The organism is Curtobacterium sp. Leaf183 (genome assembly GCF_001424385.1).
In the GTDB taxonomy this organism is placed as follows: domain Bacteria; phylum Actinomycetota; class Actinomycetes; order Actinomycetales; family Microbacteriaceae; genus Curtobacterium.
In genome coordinates this window covers 19624-38533 of the sequence record NZ_LMPO01000009.1, presented here as the reverse complement: position 1 = coordinate 38533, position 18910 = coordinate 19624, and the positions used below count along the sequence as shown (strand labels likewise).

The window sequence follows — 18910 nt, the reverse complement described above, 5'->3', positions numbered from 1 at the left end:
GGTCGCCGGGTCGCCGGGTCGCCGGGCCCCCGGGTCGCCGCTCATCGTTCGTCCGGCTGACCGAGCTCGGGCAGCACCGGCGCGACCCGTCGGCCCGTCGCCCCCGGCCGTGACCGTGTGGTGCACCCGTACCGTGTGACGTCGATCGTCGGCCCCTCCTGCCGCGGCGCCGTCCCGAGATCCGGCACGAGCACCACCGACGCGATCCGCTGCCCGCGACCGTCGAGCAGCACCGCCACGGCGGTCCCGGATCCGAGGCCCGAACCCGCGCGGCGAACCACCCCAGGCAGGACACGGTCGTCGTCCGGGAGCCGCACGTCGTCCGAGCAGACAGTCCGTGCCTCGTCCTGCTCCGATGCACAACGGCCGAGTGCCACGACCATCGCCGCGAAGACCGCCACGGCCAGTGCTCCGTGTCCGATGACCACGATGCCGGCGGTGGCGTCGAGCGTGACCGGCCGACCGTCGTCCGCGCGACCGACCGGGACCGTGCCCGCTCGGGAGACACCCGACGACGCGCCCGTGTCCACCGGCGGGTCGACCCAGGGCAGCGGATCGACGACGGCCACGGGCGGCGCGACGTCGGTGTCGGCGGGAGCACGGACCGACACCGTGACGACGACCAGCGCGACCGCGCACGCGACCATCGAGCCACGCTGCACGGCAGTGGCGACCTGGTCGGCCCCGACGACCAGGGACGGACCGAACGCGAGCAGGACCGCGAGGAGGCCGAGGATCGTGCGCAGCACCGGGATCGTCATGCGGCGATCGAACCGCACCTGCGCTGCCCGGAAACGAGATCGGCACCCGCGGTGGATGACCGCGGGCGCCGATCCTGGTGTGGAGGAGTGCTACTGCAAGAGGAAGAACTGCTCGCCGATGTCCACCCGCGCACCGCGTTCCACCCGGTAGCGCCGCCCCGGTTCGCACCGCCGGATCGAACCGTCGATGTGCCGGATGACCGATCCGTTGCCGGAGAACCGGTCCGACACCCACAGGTCGTCCCCGTCGCGTCCGATCTCGAGGTGCGTCTTCGACACGGACTTGCCCGGGTCGTGGATCGTCAGGAGGTCGTCGAACCGCTCGCCCGGCTGCGGTCGCGGCAGCCGGCCGAGGAGTCCGGTGCCGTGGACACCGAGCTGCTCACCGGTGCTGCAGTGCAGCACGAACGGTGCACGCGTCGGGGTCTTCGTGACGATCCGGGTCTCGTCGACGTCCTCGTCGTCCTCGTCGAGCTGCGCTGACTCGTCGGCATCGCTGCTCGAGGGGACGGTCGCGGCGCCGGGGACGGGCAGCACCGGACCGGTCACCCCGGGGATCGGGGGCAGTGGTGCGGACGTCGGGGCGGACGGGGCCTGGTCATCGCCGCCCGGTGTCGAGGACGGCGCCGTCGGCGACTCGGGCATCGGAGGGACACGGAGCATGTCCTGGTCGTGGTCCTGGTCCTGGTCCTGGTCGACCCCGCTCGACTCGCCCGGGCCTGACTCGACCATGCCGGTCTCGTCCACGTCGATCTCGCCACGGCCGGTTTCGTCCGCGCCGGTCTCGTCAGCGTCGGTCTCGTCCGTGCTGGTCTCGTCCGCCCCGGTCTCCTCCGCGTCGAGCTCGTCCGTGGCCGAGCGCGCAGCCCAGTCGGGCCGAGCGACCGGCAACGGCACCACCGGACCGGTGAACGCAGCGGTCACGGCCGGGCGGACCGCCCCGCACTCGTTGCAGAAGATGTCGTCCGGCTCGAGCTGGTGTCCGCAGACGTGGCAGGTCGTGAGGTGCGTCCCCGGCTGGACCAGCGGGGTCGGACGGGGCGGGCGTCGGTCGACGAGCGGCTCGACCGCGACGGTGTCGCCGGGACGGGGAGCCTCGTTCGCCAGCTGGGGGCCGGCCGCCGGACTCGCCAGGCCCTCCGGCTCGCCGGCCTGCGCCGTCGCACCGGTCTGCGTCGCGGCGTCCGCCCGACCCGAGTCGTCGGTCGGCGCCGAGGCGTCCGCCCGCGCCGAGTCGCCGGCCGTGTCATCAGCGGGCGGTACGAGTGCAACCGGAGCGTCGGATGCGGCAACGGCAGCCACGTCGGGTTCGGACGCGGTCGTCGCCGTCTCGTCGCCGGCTCGTCCGATCCACCACGAGGGCGTGCTCGGGGTCGGTGCGAGAGTCTGCTGCGCAGGAGCCCAGAACGGCGCTGCGTCGTCTCGCGACGGTCCCGGCGGCTGGGCGGCCGGTGGGCCGGACCGTTGCGCCAAGCGGGTGATCTCGGGGTCGTCCTCGGGCGCGATCGGCTCGGCCGGGAACGAATCGGGGTCGAGCGGCGGCTCCGCGGGCAGCTGCTGCGCCTGCCCGGCGGCGACGGGAGGCTGTTCGGCGGGTCCCGTGGTCCACGCACCGAGGCCACTGCCCGCACCGTGGACGTGCGTCGGCGCCGAGCGCGGCGCGAAGGAGTCCGGCGTCTGTACCGGGACAGGCTCGACCGGGCCGGACCGGCGTCGGTCCTCGCCGGTGAGCCACGCACGGGTCGCCGGGTCCAGCGTCGACTCCGGCAGCCACGCTTCCGTTGCGGGGTCCTGGCGTCGTCCGTGCTGGTCGGGCTGCTGCAACGGCGGCGGGGTGCCGCGGTCGACGGGCTCGGGAGCGACGGCACGACGGTTGGCGGCGGTGTTCACGGCACGACCGCACTCACCGCAGAAGATCGCGCCGTCAGGCAGCACCGATCCGCAGTGTTCGCATGTGATCACAGGTTGCCTCTGTCCTCGTCCGGCCCGCTGCGTCGCTCGGCGAGCCTCCCGACATCGTAGTCACCGTCCGCTCCGTGCCCGACGGGGGGCCCGGCGGGGCGGCGGGCGCCGCTGCTGACCGGCCCCGGGGTCGTCGCCTGAGGACGTCGTGCGCGCAGTGACCGGGTGGAGACCGCCGTCCGGAGACGCTCGCGGCGCGTACGACCGGAGCGCAGGTGTCCGATCGCGGAGTCGACCGCGTCCCACATCCGGTCTGCGGCATGCTGGTCCGCGTTGCTCGGCCCGAAGACGGCGCGGTCGGCCAGCGCTGCGAGCCCCGTGCCCGCGTCACCGGGGGCCGCGATCGCCACCTCGCGCCGGGTCGCCGCGGCAGGGATCTCCTGCCCCCGGTCGAGCAGGGCGTCGCGGTACTCGTCCCACGCGCCGATGATGCGTCCGCGGGCGGTGGCAGCACGTCGACGGCGGCGACGGCGGACCCGCTTGACCACGAGGACGACGGCGAACGGCAGGAGCACGAGCGCCACGAACCCGAGGGTCCCGACGATCCACGGCAGTGCGGCGAGCAGGACCTGCAGCCAGAGCGGCGGCTGGTCGGGCGTGTCGCGGTCGCTCTGTGGCGGGGCCTGCTGGTCCTGGTCCTGCTGCTCGGCGGGCGGCGGCGGGACGACCGTCTCCGGTCGCGTCACCGGCTTCGGGGTCTGCTGCTGTTCGTCGGGGATTTCACGGACGGCCGGGTTCGGGTCGAGCATGACCCAGCCCCACTGCGCCGTGTCGACCTCGATGCGGGCCGTGACGTCCGAGCCGCGGAACGTCGTGGTCCCCGACCCGCCGGAGCCGTCCCCGGTTCCCTGACCAGACGGACTCGTGCCGGAGTCACCGCCGGCGGTGAACCCCATGACGACCCGCGCGGGGAACCCGATCTCGTCGGCCATCAGTGACGCTGCGACCGCGTACTGCTCCTGGTCCCCCACCATGAGCGGCGAGGTCAACAGCTCCTGGATCCGGTCCGCACCGTGTCCGGATCGGCTCACCCGGTCGTCGCCGACCCCGTGGCTGACGTACCCGTTGCGCTTGAGTGCCTGGATGACGGCCACGAGTTCCGCCCCGTCGGTCTGCGCATCGGCTGCCGTCGAGTCGACGGTGTCGCGGACAGCGTCGGGCACGTTCGTGGCGGACGGCACGACGGCGTCGCCTGGTCGGGCGGCCGCCATCTGCTCGTCGGTCGGCTGGTCGGGGACGACGGCCCGCAGGTCGTACCGGGTGCCGTCCCGCACACCGCCGACGACGGCTCCGGTGTGCGTCGCGGCGTTGTAGAAGAACGCGCTGCGGTGCCGTTCTGCATCGGGGCCACGGAACGCGACCTGTTCGAGGTCACCGACCGTCGGCAGCCACACGCCGCTGTACCCGTCGACGGTCACACCGACGTCGACCGTGCTCCCGCGCACACCGCGGACCTCCACCGCGGTCGGCACGCGCTCGAAGGTGCCGGAGGGCGACGCCCCGTCGGACCCGCCCACCCGGTAGGTGACGCCGTCGTAGGTGTCGAGCGTGGCGATGCGGACGAACCCGTTGCGCGGCAGACCGGTCACGCGCAGCTGCGTGGTGTCCGCCGCGGTCGACTCCTCGTAGGCGCGGAACCCGCTCAGCGGGCTCACCTGGTCCCGAGGGTCGAAGGGCTTCACGACGTCGGTCCGGGCCACCGTCCTTGCGGTGGTGGGCGGGGCGACGAGTCCCAGCCCGGTCGCGACGACGGCGGCCGCGACGATGGTCCCGGTGCCCACGAGTGCCGGCCGCAGCACGGATCGACGCACCGCGACGGGTGCACCGATGGTCCGTGCCACCGCGGTCGCGCGACGCGCGTGCCGGACGGTCAGTGCCCAGACGAGCGCGACCCCGGTCAACGCGACCCCGACCGCGATGGACGTGTCCAGTCGCGTCGGTCCGACCACGACGCCGGCTGCGAAGAGCACCAGCGCCGGGATGCTCGCGAACTCCGGACGGGAGGCCCGGGTCGCGCAGCTCATGCCGGTCACGGTCGCGACGAGGAGCGTCACGAAGAACGGCACGAGCAGGGCCTCGTAGGTGCCGACCGGCAGGCTGATGGTCACGAGCCGCTTCCAGCCGAGTGCGACCCCGGAGAAGAGCTCGAGGAGCCCCTGCCCCGTCGGCAGTACCCCCGCCGCACCTCCGGGCACTGCGGCCGGGACGCCCGTCACGACGAAGGCGGCGATGGTCGCGACGGCGACGGCCGCAGTGGGCAGTCGGAACACCGCGCCGAGCAGGGCGATCACGGTGCCCGCGACCACGGCCGTCAGCGCTGCGACGACCATCCCCTGGTCACGGTAGACCGGCCACCAGGCGACGCTCGCGAGCGCGAGCAGGAGCCAGACGACCAGGGTTCCTGCAGTCAGCCGGGTCGGGGACACCCGCCGGGCGTCGCGACGGGCCTGCCGACGGGTGTCCCGTCGTGGGCGCGCCTCTGCGAGCGGCGGGGCGCTCATGCGGCTGCCGATCGGTGCAGTGCCAGGCGGAGGTCGTCGAGGTAGCCGATGGTCATGACCGTCAGGCCGGGGACGCGGACGAAGCGCGGGACGGACTCCGCTTCGCAGATGACGGCGACGACCTCGACACCGATCGGGAAGCGGGTCGCCGCCAGACGGAGCGCGGGCAGCCCGACCGTCGACCCGACGACGAGGAAGGCGACGGAGATGCCGGCGGTGTCGTTGCCCACGATGCGCGCGACCTCGGCGACGGGCAGGCACGCGTCGGCCAGGGCGACCGACGCGAACTCGTCGAGCAGCCGCGTCGGCGTGACCGTCGGCAGGCGGTGGACGGCGTAGACGGCGCGCTTGGCGAACTCGGGCGTGCGCTCGGAGACGACGACCGTGACCTCGCGTCCGTCACGGATCGCGCGGCTGCCGAGCGACGCCGCCGCACTGACCGCGAGCTCGAACTCGTCGTCGTCGGCGAACTCCGACCGGGCCACCCCGAGGGCGACCACGAGGTGCGAGCGCCGGGTGTCCTCGAACTGACGCACCATGAGCGCACCGGTCTTCGCCGTCGACTTCCAGTGGACGGTGCGGGGATCGTCGCCCGGCATGTACTCGCGGATGGCGTGGAACGAGATGTCAGCGGGTGACAGGTCCGTGGTGGCCTGACCTTCGAGGTCGCGGACGAGACCGGTGCTCGTCGACGGGATGGCGACCGTCCTGGGGTGCACGATCACCTGTTCGCGAGCGGTCCACACGAGTTCGCGGCGGACCAGCCCCACCGGGTCGGCTCGCACACCCGTGACCGGTCCGACGTCGAGGACACCGCGCCGGGAGGTCGGGACCGGGACGGCGCGTTCGAAGGTGCCCCGCGGCGCGATCGTCGGCACGGCGACGTCCACCAGACCGGCGCCGACCGGGACCTCGACGGTGACGGGGACCGACGGCAGCCGTGTGGGGTTCTCGGCGGTCACGGTGACCCCGGCCTCGTCCCCCACCGCGACGCGCTTGGCGGGCGGGCTCATCCGGATGACCAGTCGGGAGTGCCCGATGAGCGCGACGGCGGCGACGACCACGAGGAGCACCCCGGCGAAGCCCACGACCACGACCTCGCGCAGGCCGAAGCGGTACCCGACGACCAGCGCGACGACCGTCAGGGCCGCGACGGTCCAACCCAGGCCGGTGACCACGGACGCGACCTCGTCCCGGGCACGCGATGCGGTCCTCCAGACGGTCCGCCACAGGCGCACGACACCGACGACCGCGTCGGCCGCGACGCCGTCCCGGTCGCCGACGATCCGCGTCCGGACGTTCGTGAGACCGGCGACCGTACCCGTGCGCTCGTGGGCCGTGCCCGCTCGACGCGACCGCGTCGAGGAGGGACGACGCGAGCGCGTGGAGACCGGTCGCCGGTCGGTCACGACGTGACCCGGTCGGCGGGCGGCGGGGTCTCGACCAGGAGCTGGGAGACGACGCTCGAGGTGCTGACGCCGTCGAACTCCGCCTCAGCGTCCAGCACCATGCGGTGCGCCAGGACCGGTTCGGCGAGGGCCTTGACGTCGTCGGGCGTGACGTAGTGCCGTCCGCTCAGCGCGGCGAAGACCCGGCTCGCCCGCATCAGGCCCATCGCGCCTCGCACGCTGACGCCGAGGCGGACCTCGCTCGCCGCGCGGGTCGCGTCGACCAGCCGCGCCACGTAGTCCGCGATCGTGGCGTCGACGTGCACGGTACGAGCCAGGGCCGCCATCTCGGTGATGGTGGCGGCGGGAACGACGCTCGCGAGCGGGACCGACGACGACGGTGCGGACGAGGTCTCGAGGATCTTCACCGTCGCCGCGTGGTCCGGGTACCCGATCGACGCCTTCATCAGGAAGCGGTCGAGCTGGGCCTCGGGGAGTCGGTAGGTCCCCGCCTGCTCGATGGGGTTCTGCGTGGCGATGACCATGAACGGCGCGGCCAGGCGGTGGGTGATCCCGTCGACGGTGATCGCGGATTCCTCCATCGCCTCGAGCAGGGCGGACTGGGTCTTCGGGCTGGCGCGGTTGATCTCGTCGGCGAGCACGATGTTCGCGAAGACGGGGCCCCGGTGGAACTCGAACTCCTGGTTGCGCTGGTCGTAGACGCTGATGCCGGTGATGTCGCCGGGGAGCAGGTCCGGTGTGAACTGGATGCGGTTCGTCGAGCCCTGCACGCTCTGTGCGAGCGCCCGCGCCATGCTCGTCTTGCCGGTGCCGGGGACGTCCTCGAGGAGCAGGTGCCCCTCGCTGAGCATCGCCGTCACCGCGAGCCGGATGACGAACGTCTTCCCGAGGAGCACCTGCTCGACGTTGGTCACGATGCGGCCGGCGACGTCGGCGAACCAGGTGGCCTGCTCGGGGGACATGCTCATGCGGGGAGTTCTCCTCGTTCGGTTAGTTGCCGTCGGCCGACGTGACGTCGTGGCTGGCGTACCCGGGGTCAGTGTGTCCGTCGACGGTAGCGCTCACGCGGATCTCCACCGCTCCGACTGGCACGGGATCCGACGTGCCGTACGCTCCGCCGTTGTCCGGTTTCTGATCCGTGCAGCTGATGACGCCGAGGAGCCCGGGTGAGCAGTAGACAATGCCGTAGTCGCTGGGGGCGAACGCTGGGTTGCCGTTGTTCGGAGCGTTGATCACCGGCCTCTGGCCCTCGACAGCACCGGCGATCGACGCTCGCGTGGTGAACGCCGTTGCTCCGGAGAGCGTCGTCGAGGCGCAGTAGTCGTCCGCAGTCGCACAGGTCGTGAGCACGACGTTCGTCGGGACGCCGAATCCGGCACCAGCCCCGAGGTCGGCGGACCCGTCGAAGAGGACCCTGGGCCCTCCGTTGACCGAGTAGTACAGGTAGTCGCCGCGGCCCGAGGCAGTGAGGGCGATGCCGTAGTCCTGTTTGGGCAGACCATCCGTCGGTACCGACACGGTGCCTGTCGGCGCATCGGGCGTCTGGTATCCCTGCACGTTTGCGACATCGGAGGCAGAGCAGAACAGGCCGTTGTCCGCGAGTGCCACGTAGCGGTACTGACTCGAGATCTGGTCCGTCGCCGTGGTCGCGTTCCACACGTATTCCGAACCCGAGGTCGAGCATCCCGTCGGGATTGCGGCGTCGGAACGGTACTTGACGATGCGCATCGAGGTACCGCCGCCCGCCCAGTCGGACTCCGAAGCGGTCAAGCTCACGGCCGTCTGCCCTGCCTGCGGGTTGCCCGTTGCCGACAACGCTGGCTTCGCAGGCGACCCGACGGCCGTCCCGCTCCCCTGGGCCGAGTTCCACTGCACCACGGTGTTGTCCCGATCCGCACTGTTCCGCGCGGAGACGGTCACGGTGTACTGCGCAGCGCTCTGGGCGCCCTGGAACGTCGCGTCCGTCGCCGTGCCGGTGTTCCGCGTGGTCGACAGCCCCGGGCCCTCGATGCTGACGACGTAGTTCGACACCGGGGTGCCGTTGTTCGGCGTGGCGACCGGGTTCCACGAGACGTCGAGCTGGTTCGGCGTGGACCGGTCGGCTGCGACCGTGATGCCCTTCGGGGGTGCCGGCACGTAGTCGGCGCTCATCGCGGCGGACTGCTGCGAGGCGGCGGACTGCCCGATCGCGTTCACGGCCACGACGGTGAAGCGGTACGTCGCCTTCGGGTCAAGGCCCGTCAGGGTGCAGACCGTCGCCAGTCCGCAGTCCTTCGCGATGCCGTTGGTCCCGGTGACGCGGTACCCGGTGATTGCCGAGTTGTTGGCCTGCGGCGAGGACCACGACAGCGTGACCTGACCGCCGTCGTACGAGCCCGTGCGGGTCGGTGCGCCGGGGGCGTCCGGCACGTCCTGCACCGAGATCGTCACGTCGCCCCAGACGTACCGGTCCGGGTCGTTCGTCGCGTCGGCGATCTGGTACTGCAGGTTGGTGTTGACGGGCTTGGCCGAGTCGGACACCGAGACCTGCAGCCGTGACCGGTCTGCGCTCGGGGTGATGGTGACTCCCGAGGGCAGCCCGCCGGCCAGCCCGCGGATGTTGACGACCCGCAGTCGTTCGTTCGGGAACGGGTTCGTCGGCTGGTCGTTGGCGAGCACGTCGATCGTCGTCGACTGCCCGCGCTGCGCGACCGCGCTGTCGGCCCCCGGTTGGACGAGTGGGCGGTTCGAGGCGACGATGCCGACCGACACGAGACCCGAGCGGCCGGCGTTCGTGGCGTCCGCCACACCGATGCCGATCGTCGCGGTGGTGTTCTTCTGCGCGGTGTCGGCGACCGAGATCGTCAGGCGCTGCCCGGAGATCGTCGCGGTGGTCCCCGCGGCCGGCTGGCTGACGACGGAGTACGTGAGCTCCGGCAGGTCCTTCGGGTAGGGGTAGTCCGTCAACCGGGCCAGGTCGATCGTGCGGGAGTCACCGGGCTGCATCTCGATCGACGATCCGGTGAAGGCCGGGGGCTGGTTCGACCGTGGCTCCACCTTGATCGGCAGGACGAGCGTCGCGACACGGCCCTTGCCACCGTTGGCGTCGGAGCCGTCCGTCACCTCGAACGAGATCGACGCGTTGCCGTAGTAGAGCTTCGCGGAGGTGAACTGGAGCGTGGACCGGTCGGCGGTCAGGTCGTCGCCGTTGGCGTGCGTGGCCTTGACGGAGCCGGCGTCGGTGACCTCGGCGGTCCGGCCGTTGGCGGTGACCACGTACTTCGAGAGCGGGATCCGCACGGTGGCCTCGCTCGTGACGGTGATGGCACCGGCGGAACGGTTGACCTGCGGGAGGGCGTCGTCGAAACCGGGGACGTGGATGAAGCCGTAGGACACGATGTCCGGGTGGTCCTGGCGTGCGACCGAGAACGGGATCACCTGCGACTGGTCCGTCAGCGTCACGACGACCCGACCGTCGGTGGTGACGCGGGCGTCGTCGCCGTAGCCGTCGACCACTCCGACGCGCAGCTGGGACGTCGCCCCCTCGGCGAAGAAGACGTTCCGCAACACGTCGACCGTGACGGTCTGTCGGTGCAGGATGTCCTGCAGGTCGAGGGTGGTGTCGTCCACCTCGGGTCGGAGCGGTCGGGCGTCCTTGTCGATCGTCACCGTGAGGAACGCCGTGCTCGCCCCACCGTTCTCGTTCGACGCCGTGTACAGCACCGCGAAGTCCCCGCTGGTCGCGTCCTTCGGCGGCGTCACACGGATCTGCTGCCCGCGCAGCACCTTCGCTCTGACGTCCTGTGCCGTGGGCTCGGCCTTGGAGACGGTGAGCTGCCCGCCCTCGGGATCGGAGTCGTTCTGCAGGACCCGCACCGTGACTGACCCACCCGGACGGATGGTGACGTGGTCGGCCTCGGCGATCGGGTTCGACGCTTGTTCTGCACGCGGCGCGATCCCGATCCGGATCGTGCCGGTGGCCCGGGCGCCGAGGGCATCGACGACCGTGTAGGTGAACTCGTCGGTGCCGGCGGAGTAGTCACCGGCGTCGTAGGTGAGCGAGGACGACCCGACGTCGCTCACCGAGCCCTTGTCGGGGTTCGACGCGACACCGACGAGCTGCACCGAGTCACCGTCGGGGTCGATCCCGTTGAGCGGCACCGAGATGCGCACGGCCTGGCCGGCGACGACACGGGCGGTCACGGTCTGCGGCACCGGCGGGTTGTTCGTGGCACTGTCGGCCTCCCGGACGGAGATCGACACGGCAGCGTCGGCGGACTGCCCGTCGGGGCCGGCGACCCGGTAGACGGCGGTGTAGTTGCCCGGCGTCTTCGGGGCGAGGTAGCGCAGGTGGTCACCGGAGACGAAGAGCAGGCCGCCGTCGCCCGGCACGTTCTGCACCAGGTCCGGCTCGAGCGTGAGCGGTTCGCCCTCGGGCTGCGTGTCGTTCGCGAGCACGTCGATGTCGGCCACGTCACCGACACGGACCGTGGCGGAGTCCGGCTGTGCGACCGGCGGCTGGATCCGGTCGGGCTTCGGGATCTCGACGACGGTGATGGTCCCCGTCGAGGACGCGAGCCCGTTCGTCTCGGTGTAGCTGAACGTCACGGGGCCGTCGAGCGGCGCGGTCAGCGTGGTGCGCACGGTGTGCTGGTCGAGGATGCTCGCCTGCACCCCGGAGCCACGGTCGGGTCCGCCGAGCGCGGTCACGAGCAGCACACCGCCGGCCGGGTCGATGTCCGTCGCGGTGACGTCGGTGTCCTTCGTCGACAGTGTCGTGACGAACACGGTCTTCGGGGTGGTGATCGGAGCCGTCGAGGCGTCGGGCGGGCGCAGGACCGTGATGCGCACGACACCGCTGGCCGTCTTGGTGCCGTCCGTCACGGTGTACTCGAGCTGGTGGTCCCCCAGGGCGGAGCTGTCGACGCGGAACGTGCCCGCGTCGTAGCTCGGCGTGATCGTCACGCCGGTGGCCGAGGAGACACTGGTCAGCGTGACCGTGCCGTTCCCGCCCCGGACGTGCTCGAGGGGGTCGACGGAGAAGGTCCTGCCGGCGTAGCCCTGCACCGCGAAGGCGTCCGCCCGCAGCGGCACGCTCCCCTGCGCGGCGACGTGCACGGTCACCGAGCCACGACCGTCCGCGCGGCCGTCACTGACGACGACCTGCACGCTGCGGTCGCCGGTGCGACCGCTGGTGTTCCGGAAGTCGAGCAGTCCGTCGGGCGTCGTGGAGACCTGGTCGCCGTCGGAGGCCGAGGCGGACTTGAGGTAGACCGGATCGCCGTCCGGGTCGACCCAGTCGCCGAGGACGTTGCTGGAGACGTGCCCGTTGCGCACCACGTCAGCGCTGGTGTCCCGGACCTGACGCGGTGCGTCGTTCTGCGACGCGGGACGCACCGACACGCGGACGGTCGCGCTGGCGGAGCCACCGTTGCCGTCGGTGATCGTGTAGGGGAACACGACGGTGCCGCTGGCACCCTCGGCGAGGCTGATCTGGAGTCGCTGTCCGTCGTCGACGATCGCGACCGAGCCGTCGGCGCTGTCCACGTCACCGACCTCGGTGATGACGATCGGGTCACCGTTGGGGTCGTAGTCGTTGAGCAGGACCGGGAGGCTCGTGGTGCGTCCGGGACGCGCGCCCAGGTCGTCGTCGACCGCCACCGGCGGCTTCTGGTCCTTCTCGACCTGCGGGTCGTCGTCGGACACCTGTTCCTGCTGCTGGTCGTCGTCCCGCTTGACCAGGTCGGACCAGTTGTCGATGAGCTGGCCGCTGCGGGCGATCGCCCACGACCGGCCCGTGGCGGGGTCGTTCGCGACGACCGTGTCCCCGTTGTGCACGATCGCCAGCGCAGCGTCCCCCGGCACACGGTCGAGCTGCTGCACGGCACGGCCGTCACACGTGTCGACGGCCTGTCCGCCGCTCCACGCGGCGTAGGTGCAGGACCCGGTGACGTACGGTCGAGCGGCGCGACCGGACACGGCCAGCGCGGTCGAGGTCACCGACCCCGAGGGGGTCACGCGCACGGTTCCGGCCGCGCCCGCGACGACCACCGCGTCGCCGGTGGCAGCGGAGCGCTGGAGTGCTGGCGACGCCCCCACGCGGTCCCCGAGGTCGACGGTGCTGCCGTCGATCGAGAGCCTGCCGTTGGTTCGGTCGAGGACTGCCACGTGGGTCCCGACACTCGCCACCTGGAAGTCGTCGGTCCGGTCCATGCGCACCGACCACTTCTGCGCGACCGACAGCGTCGTCCCGAGCTGGACCAGGGACGCCGTGCCCGTGCGGGGCGAGTAGACGGCGACGTGGTCGTCCGAGGCGTCGAACACGGCGTCGGCGCCGAGGGTCAGGTCGGCCTTGGTCGACGCGTCGAACTCGTCGAGGCGGTTGGCCGGCGTCGACCAGAGCTCGCCGGTGTCCTGGTTGCCGATGACCGCGGTGCTGCCGGCGAGGAAGACCTGCGGGGACCCGGACGGCAGGGTGACGGCGTCACCCACGGTCGCGTCCGCCACGTCGACCTTGGCGACGGTGCCCTTGGTCTCGTCGACGCTGTAGACCACCGAGCCGCGCTGGAGCACCGAGAGGGAGTCCGTCGATGCCTCGACCGCGGTGTTGAGCTGCAGGACCTGGGTGTTCGCGCGTCCCACGGCTCCGTACTGCGCCGACGGCACCCACACGGTGCCGTCGCCGAGGTCGATGCGCTGGGTGTGGTAGCCGCTCGACACGACGGCGGCACCCGCGACCAGGGCCGCGACGACCACCGACGCGCCGACGGTCACGGCGGCGGACCGGTGCCGCGCGATCAGCCGCCTGATCACGAGCCGCTCCCGACGGTCGCGCAGCGCTGTGCACTCGCGGCCCCGGTCTTGCCGTCACGGTTGACGGCGACGGAGATGCACTCCTCGTCGCCGGCGGCTCCGGACACGACGAAGGTCGTGCCCGACTGCTGACTGGAAGCGCCGTTCGACGAGATGACGTACGTGTCGCCCGACTCGAGCCCGGGGTCGGACCAGCGGAAGGTGATCGACCCGGTCGACGAGGACGCACGCACGTCGGAGACCGTCGGGATCGCGCCGGTGCCCGACCGGGACACCGCGAGGACCGTCGTCACCGCGAGGGCGGCCACCACGACGGCCGCGACGCTGGACACCCACACGACGGTGCGTCGGGAGCGGCGCCGGTTCTGTGTCATCGAGCCGGTCCGGTGCACGGTGCCGACGCTGCGGGACCCCGTGGCCGCGACCCCGCCCTGGACGGGACGCCGTGCGCGGCGCCGACGTCCGACCCGCGACGGTGGCTGCAGGTCGCGCACCATCGTGCGGTCACCGTCGGGCGAGGGCATCGCGACGGCCCAGGCCTCAACCGCGACGTCGGCCGGTGTCTGCGGCAGGCCGAGCTCGGCCTGCACCTGCTGGAACCCGCGCACCAGTTCCATGACCGTGGCCGGTCGCTGCTGGACGCGGCGCGACATCGCCGTCGCGAGCAGCCGCTCCAGCGACGGCGGGACGTCGGTCCGTCCGGTGGGCTTCACGCCACCCCGGTCGATCCGGCCCATCAGGTCGGATGCGCCGTTCTTGCCGCCGGGCACCTCGAAGGGACTGCGGCCGGCGACGAGCGAGAAGACGGTGGCGGCGAGCGAGTACACCTCGGACTGGACCGAACCGCGGGACTCGTCGATCAGGACCTCGGGCGCCGACCACGGGATCGACATGCCGATGGGCTCGTCGGGGTCCGCGCCGCCGATGGTGGCCGCGATGCCGAAGTCGGACAGCACCGGGTTGCCGTACGCCGTGAGCAGGATGTTCGAGGGCTTGACGTCCCGGTGCAGCACACCCTCGCGGTGCGCCGTCTCGAGCGCCGACCCGATGCGGATGCCGATTGACAGCACCTCGGACACGGGCACGGGCGCACGACGGTACCGCTCGCTGAGGGAGGACGAGCAGAGCTCCATGACCAGGTACGGTCGGCCGTCCGACGCGACGCTGGCCTGGAACACCGTGAGGATCGACGGATGCGTGCTGAGCCGCGCCATCAGGTTCGCCTCGGCCTGGAACATCTGCCGCACGCGGTCGTCGACGACCTCGTCGAGCAGGACCTTCACCGCGACCTGACGCCGCGGCATGTCCTGTTCGTAGAGGAAGACGTCGGCGAAGCCACCGGAACCGAGCACGTGGACGGGGCTGAAGCCGGCGATGACCGGAGGCGTGGACGGCAGGCGTCGCGCCATGGTGCCCTTCCTCCCCGGCCGGCATGGCCAGTCGTTCGTCGCGGCATCCCAGTCTACGGAGCCGCACTCGGCGCGACTCCGTGCGCACACGCAGGCAACGCCCCCGCGGTCCCCCAGTTCGGGGGCCCTGGTCAGTGTCGAGGAAGCGTGTCCTCGAGGTCGGTGTCGTCGGGTGCACCCTCGACCTGCAGGACGACCACGGTGACGTTGTCGCGGCCACCCGCGACGAGTGCGTCGCCGACGAGGCGTTCGGCGAGTTCCTGCGGATCGGTGACCTTGGCGGCGATCCGGCTGATCCCGGCGTCACCGATCTCCTTGGTGAGCCCGTCCGAGCAGATGATGTAGCGGTCGCCGGTGCGGAGCGGCAGGGTCCACCAATCGGGCTCCGGCGGCTCGCCGAAGCCCACGGCCCGGGTGATCACGTTGCTGTCAGGGTGCGCCTCGGCGTCCTCGGCACGCAGGACACCGGCGTCGACCATCTCCTGGACGACCGAGTGGTCGACGGTGATCCGGCGGAGGGCGCCGTTCTCGATGCGGTAGGTGCGGGAGTCCCCCACGTTGAACACGAGCGCGGCAGGCTGCCCCTCGGTCGCCACCAGGGCCAGCCCCGTGACGGTCGTGCCCGCGCCGATCGCGTTGCCACCGGCTGCGCGCTCGATGTCCGCCGTCGCCAACAGGAGCGCGTGCTGGATGGACTGGCGCGACCCGAAGGGACCGTCGACCGCGTCTCCGAGCCGACGGACGACCGCGTCACTGGCGCGGTCGCCGGCGAGGTGGCCGCCCATGCCGTCCGCGACGACGAAGAACGGCGCCTCGACGATGTAGCTGTCCTCGTTGTGGTCCCGACGGCGGCCGATGTCGGTCGCGGCACCCCACGACAGCGTGAGCATGGCACCGCCTGCTCCGGGGACGTCGATGGCGTGTGCGGCGGCGGCTCGGCCGAGTTCGGTCACGTGTCAGGATCGCTCTCTGGGGGTTCGGGGCGTGCCGGTCAACTGCGTCGGGGGGATGCGAGGGTCGGTGGGAAGCCGTCCGCAGACGGTGTCGCTCGGAGGTGTGGCGAGAGGATCTCGATGGCGATGCCATCCCCGATCTCGACTACCGTACCCGTCAGCGCGACGATCGACGCACCTGCTGGCATCCGGTACGGCGGGGCACCCGCGGGTCTGACCACCGTGCCGTTGGTCGAGCGGAGGTCCTGGACCACGGCGACGTCGCCCTCGGCGTGGACCTGCAGGTGCGACGAGGAGACCTGACCGAGCGGCGAGGGGACCGTCACGAGGACGGGCTCCGGTCCGCTGACGATGCGTGGGAGCGCCGGCCGACGGCCGATCACGACGGGGCGGTCCAGGCGGAGACGTCGCTCCCCCACCCGGATCGACGGCACCCGGTCGCGGACCTGTGTCGATCCGCCGTGGGACGGGACCGCTGGGAGGACCGGCGACGCGTCCGGTTCGCCGGACGGCCCCGACGAGGGCTGCGGCTCGGACGTCGCAGCACGTCGGATGACGGTGTCGCCGAACGGGTCCGACAGCCCACGGGCATGCGGCGGGAGCGACCGGGGCCGGATGACGGTGTCCTCGGTGTCGTCGTCGTGCACGCCGTGCCCCTTCCCCGATGTCCCGACGAGCGTAGACGATGCCGTGCACCGCGCGTCACCCCCGCCACGCCGGGGCGGCGCCGGCGAGCACGGAACGGAGCACGAGGCCGGCGAGCGGGTCACGCGGGTCCGTCTCCAGCGCGTAGCGAGCGCGGACCTCGGCGCGAGCGGTGGAGCCGGTCGCCCACGCGCACCACGCCGCCAGTGCGAGCGCGCCGGCGACCCCGATGCGTTCGTCGCGCGGAGACCCTTGGCGCTTCCATGCCTGCCAGACGGCGACGCAGCGGTCCCCGGCGGTGCGGACCCGGACGAGGTCCGGGGTTGGCCCCACGCCGTGGAGAGCCGTCGGGGTGCCGTCGTGGAACGGGTCGTACGGTCGCACCGCGCGGGCGTCGGGCACCGCGGGGTCAGCGAGCTCACGGACGAGCGCCATGCGGGTGGCGAGGGCACCGCAGGCGGTCGTGATCGCGGCTGCGGTCGCGGTCGTCACCGCCGCCGGACCCGGCGCGACGAGGGCGGCGCACGCCGCCGGGAGGGTGATCGCAGCGGCGATCTCCCGCGGGTGACGGACGTACCGGTCGGAGGCTGATCGGACTGCGTCTGGGTTCATGGGGCAATCGAAGCGCGAACCGGGCCTCCAGGATGGCGCGCAGCGTGACCTGTGGACGACCGGACGCTCCGGGCCCGCTGTGCAGGACTCGGTCAGGCCGTCGCCGGCGCGAGGCTCTCGGCGACGAGCTCCCATGCACCGTCGACGCGGTCGATGACCACGCCGTTCGCGGCCGCCCATGCCAGCAGGTCATCCATCCCGCTGACTTCGGCGCCGGTGCGCGCCAACAGGGCGACGAGCCGTCCCTTCGCCGTCTTGTTCCAGTGGTTCAGCGCCTTGCGTCGACCGCTGCCGTCGACGCTGACCACCCGGAGGGGCACGGCCCCGTCGAGCGGACCGAGCGCGCGGTACCCCTCGGACCTGAGGTCGAGGACGAGGCCGTCCGAACGCGACGACAACGCCCGAGCAGCCGGGGCCGGCCAGTGCGACGCGAGCCGCAGCGACCCCAGGCGCGAGTCGTGGGACAGGCGGTAGGCCGGGATCGGGTCGCCCCCACCGAGCGGTCCGAACATGGCGGACTGCACCACGACGTGCCGCGCCCACCACGCACGGGACGCCACCGAGGCCGTGGCCGCCTCGAGCGGGTCGTAGAGCACCCCGGTGTACCGCTCGATCGCGGGCAGGGTCGGTGCAGTGTCCAGCGACAGGTTGCGGTGGCGTTCCGCGATCGACTTCGGGCCGAGCTTCAACGCCGTCCGTGCGGTGGACTCCTCGGAACTGACGGAGCGGGCCGCGGTGATCACCGCGGCCCGCTCGTCGGACAGTTCCGGGAACGAGAGCACTCCCAGGTCGAGGGTGGTGCCGATGTCCCCGCCCTCCCGCTTCGTCTCGGACGGCGGGAGGAGGACGGTCAGTCCGGTCAGGACGCCAGCGCGGCCTGCCGCGCCACGATCGTGACCGTGTCGTGCTCGACGGAGAGGAAGCCGTCCTCCGCGTCGACCGCGACGGTGGAGCCATCGGCCCGCGTGATGCGGACCTGGCCCTGCGCGAGGATCGCGAGCATCGGCTCGTGTCCCGCGAGGATGCCGATCTGGCCCTCCGTCGTGCGTGCGACGACCATGGTGGTGTCGCCCGTCCAGACCTCGCGGTCCGCCGAGACGACACTCACGGTGAGACCCGCCATGTCAGCGGTTCTCCTTCTGGATCTGCGACCACTTCTCTTCCACGTCGTTGATGCCACCGACGTTGAAGAACGCCTGCGTCGCGACGTGGTCGAACTCGCCGTCGGCGATGGCGCGGAAGGACTCGATGGTGTCCTTGAGCGGCACCGTGGAGCCCTCGACGCCCGTGAACTTCTTCGCCATGTACGTGTTCTGCGAGAGGAACTGCTGGATGCGACGCGCGCGCTCCACCGTGATCTTGTCCTCTTCGGAGAGCTCGTCGACACCGAGGATGGCGATGATCTCCTGCAGTTCCTTGTTCTTCTGGAGGATCTGCTTGACGCGCGTGGCCGTCTCGTAGTGGTCGGCACCCAGGTAGCGGGGGTCCATGATCCGCGACGTCGAGGTCAGCGGGTCGATGGCCGGGTACAGACCCTGCGACGCGATCTCACGCGAGAGCTCGGTCGTCGCGTCGAGGTGCGCGAACGTGGTCGCCGGCGCCGGGTCGGTGTAGTCGTCGGCCGGCACGTAGATCGCCTGCAGCGACGTGATCGAGTGACCACGCGTCGAGGTGATGCGCTCCTGGAGCACACCCATCTCGTCGGCGAGGTTCGGCTGGTAGCCCACCGCGGACGGCATGCGACCGAGCAGCGTGGAGACCTCGGAGCCGGCCTGCGTGAAGCGGAAGATGTTGTCGATGAAGAGGAGCACGTCCTGCTTCTGGACGTCGCGGAAGTACTCCGCCATCGTCAGCGCCGACAGGGCG

Annotated in this window: 12 protein-coding genes and 1 pseudogene; all 13 read right to left on the bottom strand. The window is 71.9% G+C overall.

Features of this window, described 5'->3' with window-relative positions; genetic code table 11:
* Positions 1-41 precede the first annotated feature (41 nt).
* Entirely contained in the window at positions 42-761 is a 720-nt protein-coding gene (locus tag ASG04_RS11020) for a hypothetical protein (protein WP_056124113.1), read from the bottom strand.
* A gap of 90 nt (positions 762-851) precedes the next feature.
* Positions 852-2651, bottom strand: a complete 1800-nt coding sequence (locus ASG04_RS11015) for a hypothetical protein (RefSeq protein ID WP_156463640.1) — start codon at positions 2649-2651, stop codon at positions 852-854.
* 68 nt (positions 2652-2719) lie between these two features.
* Positions 2720-5224 carry a transglutaminase domain-containing protein gene (locus tag ASG04_RS11010; RefSeq protein WP_056124105.1) on the bottom strand — a complete coding sequence of 835 codons (2505 nt, stop codon included), beginning with the start codon at positions 5222-5224 and terminating at the stop codon, positions 2720-2722.
* Positions 5221-6633, bottom strand: a complete 1413-nt coding sequence (locus tag ASG04_RS11005) for a DUF58 domain-containing protein (RefSeq protein WP_082518048.1) — start codon at positions 6631-6633, stop codon at positions 5221-5223. Before ASG04_RS11005 ends, ASG04_RS11010 begins: the two co-directional genes overlap by 4 nt.
* Positions 6630-7601 carry an AAA family ATPase gene (locus ASG04_RS11000; RefSeq protein WP_056124103.1) on the bottom strand — a complete coding sequence of 324 codons (972 nt, stop codon included), beginning with the start codon at positions 7599-7601 and terminating at the stop codon, positions 6630-6632. Before ASG04_RS11000 ends, ASG04_RS11005 begins: the two co-directional genes overlap by 4 nt.
* A 22-nt stretch (positions 7602-7623) precedes the next feature.
* Positions 7624-13425 carry an Ig-like domain-containing protein gene (locus tag ASG04_RS10995; RefSeq protein ID WP_056124101.1) on the bottom strand — a complete coding sequence of 1934 codons (5802 nt, stop codon included), beginning with the start codon at positions 13423-13425 and terminating at the stop codon, positions 7624-7626.
* A complete protein-coding gene (locus tag ASG04_RS10990; RefSeq protein WP_056124098.1) occupies positions 13422-14834 on the bottom strand; it encodes a serine/threonine-protein kinase in 1413 nt (470 codons plus the stop codon). The genes ASG04_RS10995 and ASG04_RS10990 overlap by 4 nt, the downstream gene beginning before the upstream one ends.
* Before the next feature lie 131 nt (positions 14835-14965).
* Entirely contained in the window at positions 14966-15787 is an 822-nt protein-coding gene (locus ASG04_RS10985; RefSeq protein WP_056124095.1) for a PP2C family protein-serine/threonine phosphatase, read from the bottom strand.
* Between the two features lie 38 nt (positions 15788-15825).
* Positions 15826-16434, bottom strand: coding sequence for an FHA domain-containing protein (locus ASG04_RS10980; protein ID WP_056124092.1), 609 nt, complete (start codon positions 16432-16434; stop codon positions 15826-15828).
* 55 nt (positions 16435-16489) lie between these two features.
* Positions 16490-17044, bottom strand: a complete 555-nt coding sequence (locus tag ASG04_RS10975) for a DUF4192 family protein (RefSeq protein WP_056124090.1) — start codon at positions 17042-17044, stop codon at positions 16490-16492.
* Between the two features lie 92 nt (positions 17045-17136).
* Positions 17137-17898, bottom strand: a complete 762-nt coding sequence (locus tag ASG04_RS10970) for a YaaA family protein (RefSeq protein WP_056124087.1) — start codon at positions 17896-17898, stop codon at positions 17137-17139.
* Between the two features lie 5 nt (positions 17899-17903).
* Positions 17904-18167 carry a F0F1 ATP synthase subunit epsilon gene (locus tag ASG04_RS10965; protein WP_056124084.1) on the bottom strand — a complete coding sequence of 88 codons (264 nt, stop codon included), beginning with the start codon at positions 18165-18167 and terminating at the stop codon, positions 17904-17906.
* Between the two features lies 1 nt (position 18168).
* A pseudogene (locus tag ASG04_RS17900) lies at positions 18169-18910 on the bottom strand (F0F1 ATP synthase subunit beta); the annotation flags it as partial.

Bases quoted from the DNA above. Each gene is read 5' to 3' on its own strand.
- ASG04_RS11010 (WP_056124105.1), bottom strand. From the start codon at position 5,224: ATGAGCGCCCCGCCGCTCGCAGAGGCGCGCCCACGACGGGACACCCGT.
- ASG04_RS11020 (WP_056124113.1), bottom strand. From the start codon at position 761: ATGACGATCCCGGTGCTGCGCACGATCCTCGGCCTCCTCGCGGTCCTG.
- ASG04_RS10965 (WP_056124084.1), bottom strand. From the start codon at position 18,167: ATGGCGGGTCTCACCGTGAGTGTCGTCTCGGCGGACCGCGAGGTCTGG.
- ASG04_RS10990 (WP_056124098.1), bottom strand. From the start codon at position 14,834: ATGGCGCGACGCCTGCCGTCCACGCCTCCGGTCATCGCCGGCTTCAGC.
- ASG04_RS11000 (WP_056124103.1), bottom strand. From the start codon at position 7,601: ATGAGCATGTCCCCCGAGCAGGCCACCTGGTTCGCCGACGTCGCCGGC.
- ASG04_RS10975 (WP_056124090.1), bottom strand. From the start codon at position 17,044: ATGAACCCAGACGCAGTCCGATCAGCCTCCGACCGGTACGTCCGTCAC.